Origin of the sequence: Streptomyces poriferorum, assembly GCF_019399235.1 — a bacterium.
In the GTDB taxonomy this organism is placed as follows: domain Bacteria; phylum Actinomycetota; class Actinomycetes; order Streptomycetales; family Streptomycetaceae; genus Streptomyces; species Streptomyces poriferorum.
The window spans coordinates 1-18081 of record NZ_JAELVH010000217.1 but is presented as its reverse complement, the minus strand read 5'-3'; the positions used below and the strand labels follow the sequence as shown (position 1 = coordinate 18081).

Sequence of the window (18081 nt, the reverse complement as noted above, 5' to 3'; positions counted from 1 at the left end):
CAGCAGCGCCTCTGGTTCCTCAACCGGGCCGAGGGCTCCGGTGACACCTACAACATTCCGCTCGTCCTGGAACTCGACGGCCTTCTGGACACGGACGCCCTGCGCGGCGCCCTCGCCGACGTGGTCGTGCGCCACGAGAGCCTGCGCACCGTCTTCGCCGAATACGACGGCATCGCCCGCCAGGAAGTCCTTGACGCGGACGTTGCCGCAACGCTCTTCCCTCTCGTCGTCGAGCGCGCGCCGGCCGAGGAGACCGCCGACGCCTGGGCCGACGAAACGCTTCGCCGACTGACCACCAGGCCCTTCGACCTCGCGGCCGACACGGCAGTCCGCGCCCATCTGCTCCGTCTGGGCCCCGCCCGTCACCTCCTGGTCCTCGTTCTCCACCATGTCGTCGCCGATGGCTGGTCCCTCGCCCCGCTCAGCCGTGACCTGGGCACCGCCTACCGCGCCAGGAGCGAGCGCACGGGCGCACCCGACTGGGCCCCGCTGCGTGTGCAGTACGCCGACTACGCCCTCTGGCAGCGCCGGCTGCTGGGCGACGACGGTGACCCGGACAGCCTGGCCGCGTCCCAGCTCGCATTCTGGAAGGGTGCGCTGCGGGGCGCCCCCGACCTGCTGGACCTGCCGCTCGACCGGCCCCGTCCGGCCGTGCCCAGCCATCGGGGGGCCGCCGTTCCCTTCGAGCTGCCCGCCCCCGCGCACGCCGCACTCGTCCGGCTCGCCCGTGCGGCAGGATGCACCCCGTTCATGGTGCTCCAGGCGGCTCTCGCCGTGACGCTGCAGGCGCACGGAGCGGGTTCCGACATCCCGCTGGGCACCGCGGTCGCCGGACGCACCGAGGAGGCCCTCGACGATCTGGTCGGGTTCTTCGTCAACACGGTCGTCCTGCGGGCTGACCTGTCCGGGGGCCCGACGTTCCGCGAACTGCTCGACCGGGTGAAGGAATTCGACATCGCCGCCCTCAGCCACGGCGACGTACCCTTCGAGCGGATAGTGGAGGCCCTCAACCCCGAACGGTCCGGCGACCACCACCCCCTCTTCCAGACCATGCTGGTCCTTCAGAACCAGGAGCGGGCGGCCCTCGATCTGCCGGGCATCACCGTCCGCGACAGGTCCCGGCACCGCGGGGGCAGCAAGTTCGACCTGACGTTCTCGCTCACCGAGGTCGCCGAGGTCACCGAAGCCGCCGCTGTCACCGATGTCGCCAAAGCCGCCGCTGTCGCCGAAGTCGCCGAAGGCGCAAAGAGACCGGCCGGGAGACCGGCCGAGGCTCCCGGAACGGGCAGACCCACCGACACGGCAGGCCGCGCTCCCGCGGACACCCGGCACGGCGCCGGAGGCATCGGTGGCTACCTGGAATACGCCACCGACCTCTTCGACGCCGCCACCGCCCGCGCGCTGTGCGTCCGATTCGCCCGCGTCCTCACCCTCGCCGTGACCGACCCCGACCTGGCCATCAGCGACCTGGACCCGCTGGCCCCGGAGGAGCGGGACCGCCTCCTGGCCCAGGGGCGCGGCGCGCAGCAGCCGCCGCCCTCCCGTACCGCCCCCGAAGCGGTCCGGGAGCAGGCCGTGCGTACTCCCGGTGCCGTCGCCGTACGCGACGCGCACACGTGCCTCACCTACGCCGAACTCGACGCCCGCGCCGACGCCCTCGCCCAGGCCCTGCGTGAGCGCGGCGCGGGCCGCGAGACCAGGGTGGCCATTGCCGCACCGCCGTCCGTGGACACCGTCGTCGCCATGCTGGCCGTGCTGCGGGCCGGCGCCGCCTATCTGCCGGTCGACCCGCAGTATCCGCCCGCCCGCATCAGCCACATGCTCGACGACGCCCGACCTGTCCTGCTGCTCACCACCAGGGGCGTCCACGCGGGTCTGCCCGCCTGCGACATTCCGTGGCTTGCCCTCGACGGCCGTGAGGCCCGGCCGGCACACCTCACCGGGCCCCTCCAGGACCCACCCGGTCCGGCGGATCCCGCGTACGTCATCTACACCTCGGGGTCCACCGGCCGGCCCAAGGGTGTGGTCGTCCCGCACGCCGCCCTGGCCGGTCACATGGCCTGGATGGCACGGCACCTGACGGTCACTTCGGACGACCGGGTCCTCGCACGTACGTCCTCCAGCTTCGACGCCTCCGTGTGGGAGCTGTGGCTTCCGCTGATGAACGGCGCCGAAGTCTGCGTGCTGCCCGACGGTGCGAACACGGAACCCCCCACCCTCGTCTCCTGGATGAGCCGCTTCGGTGTCACCGTCGCCCAGTTCGTGCCGTCCCACCTGACTCTCGTCCTCACCGAGGCGGCGCACGCCGCGCCGTTGCCCGCACTGCGTGCCGTGCTGTGCGGCGGCGAGGTGCTGCCGCGCACCCTCGCCGACGACATCGCCGAGCTGTGGCAGGCCGAGGTGCACAACCTCTACGGGCCGACCGAGGCGACCATCGACGCGACCGCCCACCGCGTGGCCGGCCCGCAGAACGGCGCCACGGAGAACAGCGCCCCGGAGAACGGCGCCCCGGAGAGCAGCGCCGCGGAGAACAGCGGACAGGCGGAAGGCGCACCGTACGAGACCGTGCCGATCGGCCGCCCGGTCGACGCCATGCGCGCCTACGTCCTGGACAGCCGGCTGCGCCCCGTACCACCCGGTGTCACCGGTGAGCTGTACCTGTCGGGACCTCACCTGGCCCGCGGGTACCTGGACCGCCCGGGCCTGACCGCCGCACGGTTCGTCGCCGACCCGTTCGACGGCACGGGCGCACGGATGTACCGCACGGGTGACCTCGTGCGGTGGAACCGCCGCGGTCTGCTCGACTACGTGGCACGCGCCGACGACCAGGTGAAACTCCGGGGATTCCGCATCGAGTTGGGCGAGGTCGAGGCCGCGCTCCTGGCATGCCCCGGCGTCACGGCCGCCTGCGCCGTGATCCGTGAGGACAGGGCAGGCGGGCGCCGCCTCGTCGCCTATGCCGTCACCGGCGACCCGGCCCCGCGCCCCGTCCTCCTGCGCGACGCCCTCGCCGAGACCCTGCCCCACTACGCGGTGCCCGGTGCCGTCGTCGTCCTGGACGACCTTCCGCTCCTGCCCAACGGGAAGGTGGACCGGCGGGCCCTGCCGGAGCCGTCGGCGGGATCCGACCCCGCCGACGGAGCGGGCCTGCACACCCTCCAGGAGAGCCTGCTCGCCGGCATCTTCGCCGACGTCCTGCAACGGCCCCTCGTGAACCCGCACGACAGCTTCTTCGACCTCGGCGGGCACTCGCTCCTCGCCATGCGGGTCGTGAGCCGCGTCCGGGCCGTCCTGGGCGCCGAGATCGCCGTCCGTACCCTCTTCGAGCACCCGACCGCAGCGGACCTGGCCCGCGTCCTCGACCCTCAGGACCGCACCCGCCCGCCGGTGGTGCCCGCCGCGCAGCGGCCCGATCCGCTGCCGCTCTCCTTCGCCCAGCAACGCCTGTGGTTCCTGAACCGGCTCGAAGGCCCCAACTCCGCCTACAACATCCCTCTCGTCCTCGAACTCGGCGGCGCCCTGGACACGGATGCCCTGCGCGCCGCCCTGCGCGACGTCGTGGAGCGGCACGAGGCGCTGCGCACCCTGTTCCCCGAACGCGACGGTGTACCGCATCAACTGGTTCTCCCGGCCGACGCGGTGACACCGCAGCTCCCCGTCGTGAGCACGGCGCCCGCGGACCTGGAGGCGGCCGTCCTGGCCGCTGTGCGTGAACCGTTCGACGTCGTCACGGACCCTCCGCTGAGGGCCCTCCTTCTGCGCTCCGCACCCGGTCACCACGTGCTGGTGCTCGTCCTGCACCACATCGCGGGGGACGGCTGGTCCCTCGCCCCGCTCGCCCGTCACCTCGGCGAGGCCTACGAGGCCCGCCTCACGGGCCGGGAGCCCGGACTCGCGCCCGGCACCCCGCTCCAGTACGCCGACTACACGCTCTGGCAGCAGGCGGCCCTCGGCGACGGCATCGCACCGCAGAGCGTCCTGCGCAGGCAGCTCGACCACTGGCACACCGCCCTCGCGGGCCTTCCCGGACTGATCGACCTGCCACTGGACCGGCCGCGTCCGGCCACCACCGACCCGAGGGGAGCCGTCCACACCTTCGACGTACCTCCTCCTCTGTACGCTCAACTCCTGCGCCTGGCACGTGAGTCCGGCAGCAGCCTGTTCATGGTGCTCCAGGCGGCGGTGGCCACCCTGCTGCACCGCCAGGGTGCGGGCGACGATATCCCGCTCGGCTCGCCCGTCGCCGGCCGCACGGACGAGGCGCTGGAGGACCTGGTCGGCTTCTTCGTCAACACGCTCGTCCTGCGCACGGACCTGTCCGGCAACCCGACCTTCCTCGAACTGCTTCACAGGGTCAGGGAGTTCGACCTGGCCGCATATGCGCACCAGGACGTTCCCTTCGAGCGCCTCGTGGAGAGCGTCAACCCTGTCCGGGCACGCAACCACCACCCGCTGTTCCAGACCATGCTGGTCCTCCAGAACCAGGAGACCACCCGCCCCGACCTGCCCGGCCTCACGGTCGTGGACCGGCTGGTCCACAACGGCCTGAGCAAGTTCGACCTCACCTTCGCCTTCGACGAGGAGCGGGGCGAGGCCGGCCTCACCGCCGGAATCGAGTACGCCACCGCCCTCTTCGACCGCTCCACCGTCGCCGCACTCGCGGACCGCCTGATCCGGCTCCTGGAGCTGGCGGCCGCCGAGCCCGCTCTGCCCGTCGCGAGCTACGACCTCCTGACGAGCGGCGAGCACGCCCGTGTCACCCACTGGGGAACCGGTCGCGTCCTGCCCGCCTCCGACGACGACTCCACCCTGCCCGCCCTCTTCGCGGCGCAGGCGCGGCGCACACCGGACGCGGTGGCCGTCGCGGGCGACGACACGGCCCTCACGTACGCCGACCTCGACCGGATCTCCGCCGACCTCGCCCGCGCGCTGGCCGGCCTCGGCATCACCCCGGAGTCAGGGATCGGGGTGCTGCTCACCCGGTCGCCCGCCGTGGTGTCGGTGTCGCTCGGCGCGGTCCGTGCGGCCGGCGCCTACGTCCCGTTGGATGCGCGCTGGCCCGGGGAGCGGCTCGATCAGGTCGCCGGGGTGGCGGCCGTGCGCGTCCTCGTCGTCGACGAGGACGCCTTCGCCTCCCCGTGGGTGGCCGCAATGGCCCCGCGGGTACCGGTCGTCGTCGTGGACCGGCTCGGCCGGATCCTGCGGGGCGCGCCGGAGCGGCCGGGCCGCCCTGCTGCCGTGCCGGGCCCCGCGACCCTCGCCTACGTGATGTTCACCTCCGGTTCGACCGGTCTGCCCAAGGGCGTCGGGGTCACGCACGCCGACGTGGTGGCGCTGACCGCCGACTCGGCCTGGCAGGGTGGCGCCGCCGACGCGGTACTCATGCACTCCGCGTACGTCTTCGACGCCTCCACGTTCGAGATCTGGGCCCCGCTGCTGCGCGGCGGCAGGGTCGTTGTCGCACCGGAGGGCGTCCTGGAGGCCGCCGCCCTCGGCGATGCCGTCCAGGAGCACGGCGTGACCGCGGTCTTCCTGACGACGGCCCTGTTCAACGTGATCGCCGAGACCGATCCGGGCGCCTTCGCCGGCCTCCGGCTCGTCTGCGCCGGGGGCGAACTGGCCTCCCCGGACGCGATGCAGCGAGTGGCCGGCACAGCACCGGGTGTGCGCGTCCTCCATGTGTACGGGCCCACCGAGACGACCACCTTCGCGACCCGCTACGACGTCGCGGCCGGCCTGCCGTCGGGCCCGCCACCCGTCGGCCGGCCCCTGGACGGCATGCGCGGCTATGTCCTCGACGGCTCCCTGGGCCCCGTCCCGCCCGGCGTGGTGGGGGAGCTGTACCTTGCCGGCCGCGGCGTGGCGCGCGGATACACCGGGCTTCCCGGCCTGACCGCCGCACGGTTCGTCGCCGACCCGTTCGACGCGGGAGGCGGGCGCATGTACCGCACCGGAGACCTCGTCCGGTGGACCGATGACGGGCAGATCGCCTACGTGGCCCGCGCGGACAACCAGGTGAAGCTGCGCGGCTACCGCATCGAACTCGGCGAGATCGAGGGCGTGCTGGCCTGCTGCGACGCCGTCGCCGACTCCTTCGCCGTCGTCCGCGAGGACGTCCCCGGTGACCGGCGGCTCGTGGCGTACGTGGTGCCCGCCTCAGGCGCACGTCCCGAATCCGCCGATCTCGCCCGGGCCGTCGGCCGGTCCCTGCCCGCCTACATGGTGCCCTCCGCGTTCGTCCTGATCGAGGCGCTTCCACTGACCCTCAACGGCAAGGTCGACCGGCGCGCCCTGCCGGTGCCGGAGCACCATGTTCCGGTCCGAGGGCGCGCGGCCCGGACCGCGCGCGAGGAGGTCCTCTGCGCCCTCTTCGCCGACGTGCTCGGCCTCGACGCGGCGGGCGCGGACGACGACTTCTTCGCCCTGGGCGGCCACTCCCTGCTCGCCACCCGCCTCGCCGCACGCATCCGTACCGCGCTCGCCGTGGAGGTCCAGGTCAGGGCCGTCTTCGAGCACCCCACTCCCGCCGCCCTCGCGGCCGCCCTGAACGGCGCCGAGCAAGCCCGGACCCGGCTGGAGCGGGCCCGGCGGAGACCCGATCCGCTGCCGCTCTCCTACGCCCAGCAACGCCTGTGGTTCCTCAACCGGTTCGAGGGCCCCTCCGCCACGTACAACGTGCCGATGGTGCTCCGCCTGAACGGCCCGCTCGACGAGGACGCCCTGCAGAGCGCCCTCGTGGACGTCGTCGAACGCCACGAGAGCCTGCGTACCGTCTTCCCCGAGACCGACGGCGTGGCGCGCCAACTGGTCCTCGACGCCGGCGGCGCCGACCTCGACCTGACGCCTCGGGACACCGACCCCGGCCGACTCGACGAAGTCCTGGCCGACGAGGTGGCGCACACCTTCGACGTGAGTGCCGACCTGCCCGTACGGGCCCGGCTGCTGCGGGTCGGCGCCGAATCCCACGTTCTCGTGCTGCTCGTCCACCACATCGCGGGCGACGGCTGGTCACTCGCCCCGCTCGCCCGAGACCTCGACGACGCCTACCGGGCGCGCGCCGAGGGCGAGGAGCCCTCCTGGACGGAACTCGGCGTCCAGTACGCCGACTACACCCTGTGGCAGCGCGCCCTGCTCGGAGCCGAGGAAGACCCCGCCAGCCAGGCCGCCCGCCAGCTGGACTTCTGGCGCACCGCACTCGCCGACGCCCCCGGCCTGCTCCCTCTGCCGTACGACCGGCCGCGCCCCGCCGTCACCACGTACCGCGGCGACGCGTTCGGCTTCACCGTCGACGCGGACACCCACCGTGCCCTCGCGGATCTCGCCCGAGCCCGCGGATGCAGCCTCTTCATGGTGCTCCAGGCCGGCCTGTCGGTGCTCCTGTCCCGGCACGGCGCCGGTGAGGACATCCCGCTCGGCACGGCCGTCGCCGGACGCACCGACGAAGCCCTCGACGACCTGGTCGGCTTCTTCGTCAACACCCTCGTCCTGCGCACCGACCTGACCGGAGACCCCACCTTCGCCGAAGTCATCGACCGGGTACGAGAATTCGACCTCGCGGCCTACGCCCACCAGGACGTGCCGTTCGAGGGGCTGGTGGATGCCCTCAGCCCGGAACGGGCGCAGAACCACCACCCGCTGTTCCAGACCATGCTCGTCCTCCAGAACCAGGCCGACACCACCGTCGGCCTCCGCGGACTCACGGTGACGCAGCAGCCGGTGCACACAGGGATCAGCAAGTTCGACCTGACCTTCACCTTCACCGAGACCCGCGACGACGCCGGCCGGCCGGCCGGCCTCGGCGGTGTCCTGGAGTTCTCCACCGAACTCTTCGCCCACACCACCGCCCACGCCCTGGCCGCGCGCCTGTCCCGCCTGCTCGCCTCGCTCGCCGCCGACCCCGGCCGGCGTGTCCACTCGGCCGTCGTTCTGGACGCGGCCGAGCAGGCAGGCCTGGAGCAGGCCTCGCACGGCCCGGTCCGGCCCGTGGCGACGCGCACGGCGCCCGAGGCCTTCCGCGCACAGTCCGCCAGAACCCCCGGCGCGATCGCCGTACGGGATGGCGCGCACCGGCTCACCTTCGACGAACTGGACGCACTGTCGGACGACTTGGCGCACCATCTGTACGACCGGGGTATCGGACGCGGTGATCTCGTCGCCCTCGCGCTGGAAGGCACCGCCGACCAGGTCGTCGCGATGCTGGCGGTGGTCAAGGCGGGGGCCGCCTACCTGCCGGTCGACCTCGCCTACCCCGAGGACCGGATCACCTACATGCTCGACGATGCCCGCCCGGCGCTGCTCCTCACCCACGGCACCGCCCGCGCCGCCCGGTACGTCCCGTCCGTGCCCTGCCTCGACCTCGGCGACCGGGCTTCCTGGACCACCGGGCGCGCGGCACCGTCCGCCACCGCGCCGGACCCGCTCGACGCCGCGTACGTCATCTACACCTCGGGTTCCACCGGCCGTCCCAAGGGGGTCGTCGTCACCCACGCGTCCCTGGTCAACCACATGGCGTGGATGGCCGGCCACCTCGGCCTCACCGGCCGGGACCGGGTCCTGGCACGTACCTCGCCGAGCTTCGACGCCTCGGTCTGGGAGACCTGGCTGCCGCTGCTGCACGGCGGCTCCACCTGCCCCGTGCCGCCCGCGCTCAACCACGACCCGGCCGGACTGCTGGCCCGCATGCGCGAAGCGGGCGCGACCATCGTGCAGTTCGTGCCCTCGCACCTCTCGCTCGTCCTCACCGAGACCGGTCCCGACGAGGCGCCGACGACCCTGCGGGCCGTCCTGTGCGGCGGCGAACCCCTGCCCCGGTCCCTCGCGGCGCGCGCGGGGCAGGCGTGGCGGGTCGAGGTGCACAACCTGTACGGACCCACCGAGACGACGATCGACGCCACCGCCCACCATCACCGCGACGGGGAGGCGGACGCCGTCGCTGTGGACGGCGGAGTGCCACTCGGCCGCCCCGTCGACAACACCCGCGCCTACGTCCTGGACGCCGGGCTGCGCCCGGTGCCGCCGGGTGTCACCGGCGAGCTCCACATCGCGGGCGACGGCCTCGCCCGCGGCTACCTGGGGCGCCCCGGTCTGACCGCCGCTCGGTTCGTCGCCGATCCGTTCGGCCCCGCCGGGAGCCGCATGTACCGCACGGGCGACCTCGTCCGACGGGGCGCGGACGGCCTCCTCAGCTACGTCTCCCGCGCCGACGACCAGGTCAAGCTGCACGGCTTCCGTATCGAACTCGGTGAGATCGAAGCCGCGCTCACCGCGCTGGACGGCATCACCGCCGCCTGCGCCCTCGTCCGCGAGGACCGGCCGGGCGAGCGGCGCCTGGTTGCCTACACCGTTGCCGACAGGCGCGGCGGCGCCGAAGGGCCGGCCGTCGCGGATGGTCCGGCCGGCGGCGAACTGCGCACCCGGCTGGCATCGGCCCTGCCGCCGTACATGGTGCCGGCCGCCTTCGTCGCCCTCGACGCGCTGCCGCTCCTGCCCAACGGCAAGACCGACCGCCGGGCCCTGCCCGCTCCGGAGCGCCCTGCCGCCACCAGGCCCGGCGGGCAGCCGCGCACCCCGCAGGAACGCGTCCTGTGTGACGTGTTCACCTCCGTCCTGCGCAGCCCGGCCGTCCGCACGGACGACGACTTCTTCGCGCTCGGCGGCGACAGCATCCTCTCCATCCAACTCGTCAGCCGCGTCCGCGAGGCCGGGCTCGGGGTGACCCCGCGCGACGTCTTCGTCCACCGCACCCCCGAGGCCATCGCGGCCGTCGCCACCCCGCTCGGCCAGGACGCCGCCGCACCGGCCGAACAGGGCACCGGCGAGATGCCGCCGACGCCCATCGCCGCCTGGCTCCTGGAGCGGCCCGGCAGCACGGACGGCTACAACCAGTCCGGGGTGCTGCGCACGCCCGCGGGCGCCGACGGAGACACGCTCGTCGCAGCCCTCCAACTGCTCATCGACCACCACGACATGCTCCGTCTGCGCGTCAGCCGCCCGGCCGCGGGCGAACCCGTCGTCGAAGCCCTGCCGCCCGGCGCCGTGCAGGCCCGCCACCGCCTCACCCGGATCGACATAGCCGGCCTCGACGCGGAAGCCGCCCGCGCCGCCGTCACGGCGGCGGGCGAGCAGGCGCGCACCCGTCTGCGGCCCGCGGACGGGCACGTGATCGAGGCAGTCTGGGGCGATGCCGGACCGAACTGCCGCGGGCGTCTGCTGCTCGTCGTCCACCACCTGGCCGTCGACGCGGTCTCCTGGCGCATCCTCGCAGCCGACCTGGCCCGCACATGGCAGGCGGCCACGGAATCCGCATCCGCGCACCGGGGCGGGCCCCCGGCCACGGCGCTGCCCGCCGTCACCACGCCGTACAGGGCCTGGGCACACCTTCTCGCATCCCAGGCGTGCGGAGCCGCACGCGAAGCCGAACTCCCGCTGTGGCAGGGCGTGCTGAGCACGCCCGATCCACAGCTGGGATACCGGCCGCTCGACCCCCACCTGGACACCGCCGACGGAACACGCACGCTGGTCACACACCTGCCCGCCACCTGGGCGAAGTCCCTCCTCACCACCGCCCCCGGCGCTTTCCACGCAGGAGTGGACGACGTCCTGCTCACCGGCCTGGCCCTGGCCGTCTGCTCCTGGCGGGCGGAACGCGCCGCCGGCCCCGGTGGGCCCCGGCCGGACGGCACCGCGGTCCTCCTCGACCTGGAGGGCCACGGCCGCGAGCAGATCGACGACCACCTCGACCTGTCCCGGACGGTCGGCTGGTTCACCAGCCTCTACCCGGTCAGGCTCGATCCCGGGCCCCTCGACGCCCGTTACCCCGGCCGCTTCGACGCCGCACTCGTCGAACGCGCCGTCAAACGCGTCAAGGAACAACTGCGAACCGTGCCCGACCACGGCGTCGGCTACGGAATGCTGCGCCACCTCAACCCGGCGACGCGCTCCCGGCTCGCCACCGCGGCCGAACCGCAGATCGGCTTCAACTACCTCGGACGGTACGCCGCTTCACCGGAACCGGCGGACAACACCGAAGGCGCCGACTGGGACGTCCTGCTCGACGGCGGCGGGCCGAGAAGCCAGGACCCGGACATGCCCGTGCACCACGTCATCGACATCAACGCGCACACCGAGGACCTGCCCGACGGCCCCCGCCTGGTGACCCGCTGGACATGGCCCAGCGACCTCCTCAAGGAGGAGGACGTGGGCGCCCTGTCCGAGGCGTTCGTCCGGGCGCTGCGTGCCATCGCGGAACACGCACAACGACCCGACGCGGGCGGCTACACGCCGTCCGACCTTCCCCTGGTCTCGCTCGACCAGGCACAGATCGACCGACTGCAGAACAAGTGGGGTGGCCGCAAGTGACCGGGTTCCAACTAGAGGACGTACTGCCGCTGACGCCGCTCCAGGCCGGCATGCACTTCCACGCCCTGTACGACTCGAACGCCGTCGACGTCTACACCGCGCAGTTCGTCTTCGACCTCGAAGGCCCTGTCGGCGTTCCCGCGCTGCGCGCCGCCATCGGCACCCTGCTGCGCAGGCACGCCAACCTGCGGGTCGGCTTCCTCCACGAGGACCTGGACCAGGCGGTACAGGCCGTCGCCGCCGAGGTCCCCGTGCCGTTGGAGGAACGGGACCTGGCCGCTGGCGAGGGCACCGGCACGACGGAGGAACGGCTCACCGCCTTCCTCGCCGCCGACCGCACCCGCCGCTTCGACCTGACGACTCCGCCGCTGATGCGGTTCACGCTGCTGCGCACCGCGCCCCGTCGCCACCGCCTCGTCATGACGAGCCATCACATCCTCTTCGACGGCTGGTCGATGCCCCTCCTCGTGCGGGAGCTGTTCGAGCTGTACGCATCCAAGGGCGACGACAGCGCCCTGCCGCGGGTGACCCCGTATCGCACCTACCTCCACTGGCTGGCGCAGCAGGACCGCACAGCCGCACTGGAGGCCTGGTCCACCGCCCTGGCCGGAATCGAGGCCCCGACGCTGCTTGCCGGGCCCCGCGGCGAGGGCGCCCCCGAATCCGCCGAACTGCCCCGAACGCTCGTCCTCGACCTGGACGCCGCCACGACGCACCGGCTCCGCGAGACGGCCCGCGCCCACCGGCTCACCCTCAACACCCTGGTCCAGGGCGCCTGGGGTCTTGTGCTCGGGCACCTCACCGGACGCCCCGACGTCGTGTTCGGCGCCACCGTGTCCGGCCGTCCGCCGGAGATTCCCGGCATCGAGTCGATGGTCGGCCTGTTCATCAACACCGTGCCGGTACGGCTGCGCACCGCACCCGGCGAAACCCTGGCCGCACTCCTGACCCGCCTTCAGGAGGAACAGGGCCGCCTCCTCGGCAGCCAGCACCTGGGACTGACCGAGATACGGGGCGTCACCGGCCTGGACGAGCTCTTCGACACCCTGACCGTGTTCGAGAACTACCCGATGGACGACGAGGCCCTGCGCACCGCGCAACAGGGACTGCCCGGCCTGGCCGTCACCGGATTCAGCGGCACCGACGCGGCCCACTACCCCCTCACCCTCACCATCGCGCCGGGTGACGCCCTGAGGATCACCTTCGGATACCGGGCTGCCGTCCTGGACCGCGACGCGGTGGCACGCACGGTCGCCCGTATGCGACGCCTGCTGACCGTGATGGCTCAAGGGCTCGACCACCGCGCCGACGCCGTATCCCTGCTCCTGGACGGAGAGCGCGAGACCCTGCTCTCCCAGGGAACCGGCGCCGAACTGCGCCGCGCGACAGGGGAGCAGAGCGTCCCGGACGCCGTGGCCGAGCGTGCGGCCCGCCACCCGGACACGGTGGCCGTCTCCGGGGCGGGCGAGCAACTGACCTACCAGCAGCTCCGCGACCTCTCCGACGATCTGGCCGGCGCCCTGACGGGGCTCGGGGCCGGATCCGAGGACAGCGTCGGCATTCTCGTGGCCCGCTCGGCCGCCACGGTCACCTCCTCCCTGGGCGTCCTGCGCGCAGGTGCCACCTACGTGCCTCTCGACCCACGCTGGCCCACCGAACGGCTCAACCGAGTCGCCGAGGTGGCCGCCCTGCGCGTCCTGATCGTCGACGAGCGCGCCCGCACACACCCCTGGGTGCGTCAACTCGACCCGGACATCACCGTGCTGACCGTCGACGCCGCAGGCCGGCTCCGCCACGGAGGCCCGGACGCCCCGGGAACCCTCCCGGCTGTCACGGGCGGCACCCGGCTCGCGTACATGATGTTCACCTCCGGCTCCACCGGACTGCCCAAGGGGGTGGGCGTCACCCACGCCGACGTGTCAGCCCTCGCGGCGGACCGGAACTGGGACGACGGTGCCGCCGACGCCGTCCTGATGCACTCGGCGTACGTCTTCGACGCCTCCACCTTCGAGATCTGGGCCCCGCTCCTCAACGGCGGCCGCGTCGTCGTGGCGCCCGAGGGCACCCTTCAGCCCGCCGTGCTCCGGGACCTCGTCGCAAGGCACGGCGTGACAGCGGCGTTCCTGACGACCGCCCTGTTCAACGTGCTGGCCGAAACCGACGCGGACGCCCTCGGCCTGCTGCGCCTGGTCGCCAGCGGCGGCGAGGCCGCCGCGCCCGGCGTCCTGCAACGCCTCGCCGCCGCCCACCCGGACGCTGTCGTCCTCCACGTCTACGGCCCCACCGAGACCACCACCTTCGCCACCACCCACCGGGTGCGCCCCGAGGACGCCCCCGGCCGCGCGGCCCCGATCGGCCGGCCGCTCGACGGCATGCGCACCTACGTCCTGGACGCGGCGATGCGGCCCGTCCCGGTGGGTGCCGAGGGGGAGCTGTACGTCGCGGGCGCCGGTGTGGCCCGTGGATACCTGGGGCGTCCCGGCCTCACCGCCACTCGCTTCGTCGCCGACCCGTTCGCCGGCACCGGGGCACGCATGTACCGCACCGGCGACCTGGTGCGCCGGGGCACGGACGGCACCCTGCACTACCTGGCCCGGGCGGACCAGCAGATCAAACTGCGCGGCCACCGCATCGAACCCGCCGAGATCGAGACGGTGCTCCGCGCCGACCCGTCCGTGGGCACCGCCTGCGTGCTGGTCCGTGAGGACCTGCCCGGCGACCGGACCCTCACCGCCTACGTCGTCCCCGCACCCGGACACACCCCGGAACCGGGGCCGCTCGCCGCGCACCTCGCGCTCCACCTGCCCGCCTACATGGTGCCGGCCGTCATCCAGCCGGTCGACGCGCTGCCACTGACCCCGAACGGCAAGCTCGACCGGGCCGCCCTGCCGGCCCCCGCCACCCTGTCCGGCACGACAGGCCGGAAGGCGCGCAGCGCCCTTGAGGAGATCCTCGCCGGACTCTTCGCCGACGTGCTCGGCGTGCCACGCGTCGGCGTCGACGACAGCTTCTTCGCCCTGGGCGGCCATTCCCTGCTCGCCACCCGGCTCGTGGGCCGCGTGCGCACCGCCCTGGACACCGAGACCGAGATCCGCACCCTCTTCGAGAACCCCACCGTCGCCGCGCTCGCCGCCGCCCTGGAGGACGAGAAGCGCCCTGCCCGCCCCGCCCTCGTCCCGCAGGAGCGCCCTGCCACGCTGCCGTTGTCGTACGCCCAGCAGCGCCTGTGGTTCCTCCACCGGCTCGAAGGCCCCTCCGCCACGTACAACATTCCCCTCGCCGTCCGCATCGAAGGGCCGCTCGACCCGGACGCCCTGCACCGGGCCCTGGGCGATGTCGTCGGCCGTCACGCAGCCCTGCGTACCGTCTTCCCCGAACACGAACACGGGCCGCACCAGCTCATCACCGCCCCCGACGATGTCCGTCTCCCGTTCGCGCGGGAAGCCGTCGACGAGGACAAGGCCGCCGACCGGATCAGGGCCGCCATGGCCGAACCGATCGACATCGAGCACCGGCTCCCGATCAGGGCGACCCTGCTGCGCCTGGCCGACGACGCCCACGTCCTGGTGCTCGTGATCCATCACATCGCTGCCGACGGTTCGTCCCTGGCGCCTCTGGCGCATGACCTGCGCGCCGCCTACCGAGCCCGGGTCCGGGCGGAGGACCCCGCGCTGACCGCACTGCCCGTCGACTACGCCGACCACACCCTCTGGCAGCGCCGCCTGCTCGGTGACGAGCACGACCCCGAAAGCGTCGTCTCACGTCAACTTGGCTACTGGAAAGACGCGTTGATCGGGCTTCCGGAAATCGTCGAGCTGCCGTGGGACCGGCCCCGCCCGGCCGTTCCCCGGCACACGGGAGCGACCTACGACTTCGCACTCGACCGCACCACCTCGCGACAGCTCGCGGACCTCGCGCGCACCAGCGGATGCAGCCTCTTCATGGTCCTCCAGGCCGCCCTGTCGACCGTGCTGTCGCGGCACGGCGCCGGCGACGACATTCCGCTCGGCACGGCCGTCGCCGGACGCACCGACGAGGCGGCCTCGGACCTGGTGGGCTTCTTCGTGAACACGCTCGTGCTGCGCACGGACCTGACGGGCGACCCGACGTTCCGCGAACTGCTTCACCGAGTGCGGGAGTTCGACCTGTCCGCGTACGCGCATCAGGACGTTCCCTTCGAGCGCCTGGTGGAACTGCTCAACCCCGCGCGCTCGCAGAGCCACCATCCGCTGTTCCAGACCATGCTCGTCCTCCAGAACCACACCGCTGCCGCGGACATCGACCTGCCCGGCCTCACTGTCAGCGGCGTGCCGGTCGATGCCGGGGTCAGCAAGTTCGACCTGTCGTTCACCTTCACCGAGGCGAACGACGAGAACGGCGCCCCGAACGGCATGCGGGCCTCCGTCGACTACGCCACGGAACTCTTCGACGCGACAACGGTCCACGCCCTCGCCGACCGGCTGGTCCTGCTGCTCGGCGCCGTCGGCGCGGACCCGGACCGCCCGCTGCACACGTACGACGTGCTCACACCCGCCGAGCGCGACCGCCTGGCCGCCTGGGGGACGGGGCCCGCCGAGGAACTGCCCGGGGCGACGCTTCCCGTGCTCTTCGACCAGTGGGTACGGCGAACCCCCCAGGCCCCGGCGGTCCGCGACGCGGACACCACCCTCACGTACGGCGAACTCGACACCCTCGCAGGTGCTCTCGCCGACCACCTCACCGCACAGGGCATCGGCCCCGAAGACCGGGTGGCCGTCGCCCTGCCCCGCACGCACCGGCTCGTCGTGGCCCTGCTGGCCGTCCTCAGGACGGGGGCGGCCTATGTGCCCCTCGACCCCGACTACCCGGCCCAACGCCTTTCCTACATGCTGGAAGACGCCCGGCCGCGGCTCCTGCTCACCACCCCCGCCATCCACCGCCGCCTCCCGGCGTCCTCCGTGCCGCACCTGTACGACGACGAGCCCGGGCACAGCCGCACGACGGGCGCGCACTCCGCTCCCGCCCCGTCCCCGGACCCGGCACACCCGGCGTACGTCATCTACACATCGGGTTCCACCGGCCGGCCGAAGGGCGTCGTGGTCACCCACCGAGGCGTCGGCGCCATGGCCAGGACCCAGAGCGAGCGGCTACGCGTCACCCCGGACAGCCGCGTGCTGCACATGGCGTCCGTCAGTTTCGACGCCGCGTTCTGGGAACTGTGCATGGGCCTGCTCGCCGGGGCCTGCCTGGAGATCGACGAACGCGACGCCCTGCTCCCCGGCCCGACCCTCGCCGCCCTGGTCCGTGAGCGCGGCGTCACCCACCTCACCCTGCCGCCCGCCGCACTCGCGGTGATGCCGCCCGGCTCACTGCCCGCCGGCACCACCATGGTCCTCGCCGGCGAGGCGTGCCCGCCGGCCCTGGTCCACGCCTGGGCGCGGGACCGGTTCCTCGTCAACGCGTACGGCCCGACGGAGACCACCGTCTGCGCCACCATGAGCGGTTTCCAGCACGCGGACGGTCCGCTCGCCCCCGACCGCACGGTGTCCATCGGCGCCCCCGTCAACGGCACCCGGGTCCACGTCCTGGACGACCGGCTGGAGCCCGTGCCGCCCGGCGTGGCCGGTGAACTGTACGTCTCCGGTGACGGGGTCGCCCGCGGCTACCACGGCCGGCCCACTCTGACCGCCTCCCGTTTCGTGGCCGACCCGTTCGACCGCGCGGGTGGCCGCATGTACCGCACCGGCGACCTGGTGCGCTGGACGGCCGACGGGGAACTCGTCTACGTCTCCCGGGTCGACGATCAGGTCAAACTCCGTGGGTTCCGCATCGAACTCGGTGAGATCGAAGCGGCGCTCACCGCCCTGCCCGGCGTGGCCGCGGCCTGCGCCACCGTCCGGGAGGACCGCCCCGGCGACCGCCGCCTCGTCGCGTACACCGTGCCCGCGGACGGTGAGCCGGGGCTGGACGAGGCCGAGGTGCGCGCGTACCTGGCCGCGACCCTGCCCGAGCACATGATCCCCGCCGCCCACGTCAGTCTCGGGTTCCTGCCCGTCACCCCCAACGGCAAGACCGACCGCCGCGCCCTGCCCGCGCCCCGTCACGCGGCACCGACAGGAAGCCGTAAGCCCGCGTCCGCGCGCGAACGCGCCCTGTGCGAGGTGTTCGCGGAGACGCTCGGCGTGCCCGAGGTAGGCGTCACGGATGACTTCTTCGCCCTGGGCGGCCACTCGCTGCTGGCCGTGACCCTGGCCCGGCGGATCGAGGAACGGTGCGGCCGACGGCCCTCCCTGCGGGCCCTGTTCGCGGCGCCCACCGTCGAGGGCGTCGACCGGTTGCTGGGGTGCGAGGCGGGGGAGGAACACCGGAAGGAGGCGGCCACCACGGACCTCGCCGCCGAGGTCCGGCTGGCATCGGACATCCGCTGGACGGGACGGGACACCACGACCCCGGCAAGCAGGCCCCTGCGCCCTTCCGCCCGCCCGCTTCTGACCGGCGCCTCCGGCTTCCTCGGCGCCTTCCTCCTGCGCGACCTCATCGAGACGACCGGCGGACCCGTCGACTGCCTCGTACGGGCCGAGGACGACCACCGAGCGGCATACCGGCTGCGCACCAACCTGGAGCGCTACGGCCTGTGGCGCCCCCGGTACGCGGATCTCATCAACCCCGTCCCGGGTGACCTCGCCGCCCCGGGCCTGGGGCTCTCACCCGCGGACCGCACCGCCCTGGTCCGCCGCCTCGGCC

Annotated in this window: 2 protein-coding genes; both read left to right on the top strand. The window is 73.4% G+C overall.

The window, feature by feature from the left end; translation table 11 throughout:
• Positions 1-11358: non-ribosomal peptide synthetase (locus JGS39_RS29135; protein WP_236065827.1), on the top strand; the 11358-nt coding region annotated here is incomplete at its 5' end.
• On the top strand, positions 11355-18081 hold a 6727-nt coding region (locus JGS39_RS29130; protein ID WP_219572630.1), incomplete at its 3' end, for a non-ribosomal peptide synthetase. The genes JGS39_RS29135 and JGS39_RS29130, both read left to right, overlap by 4 nt.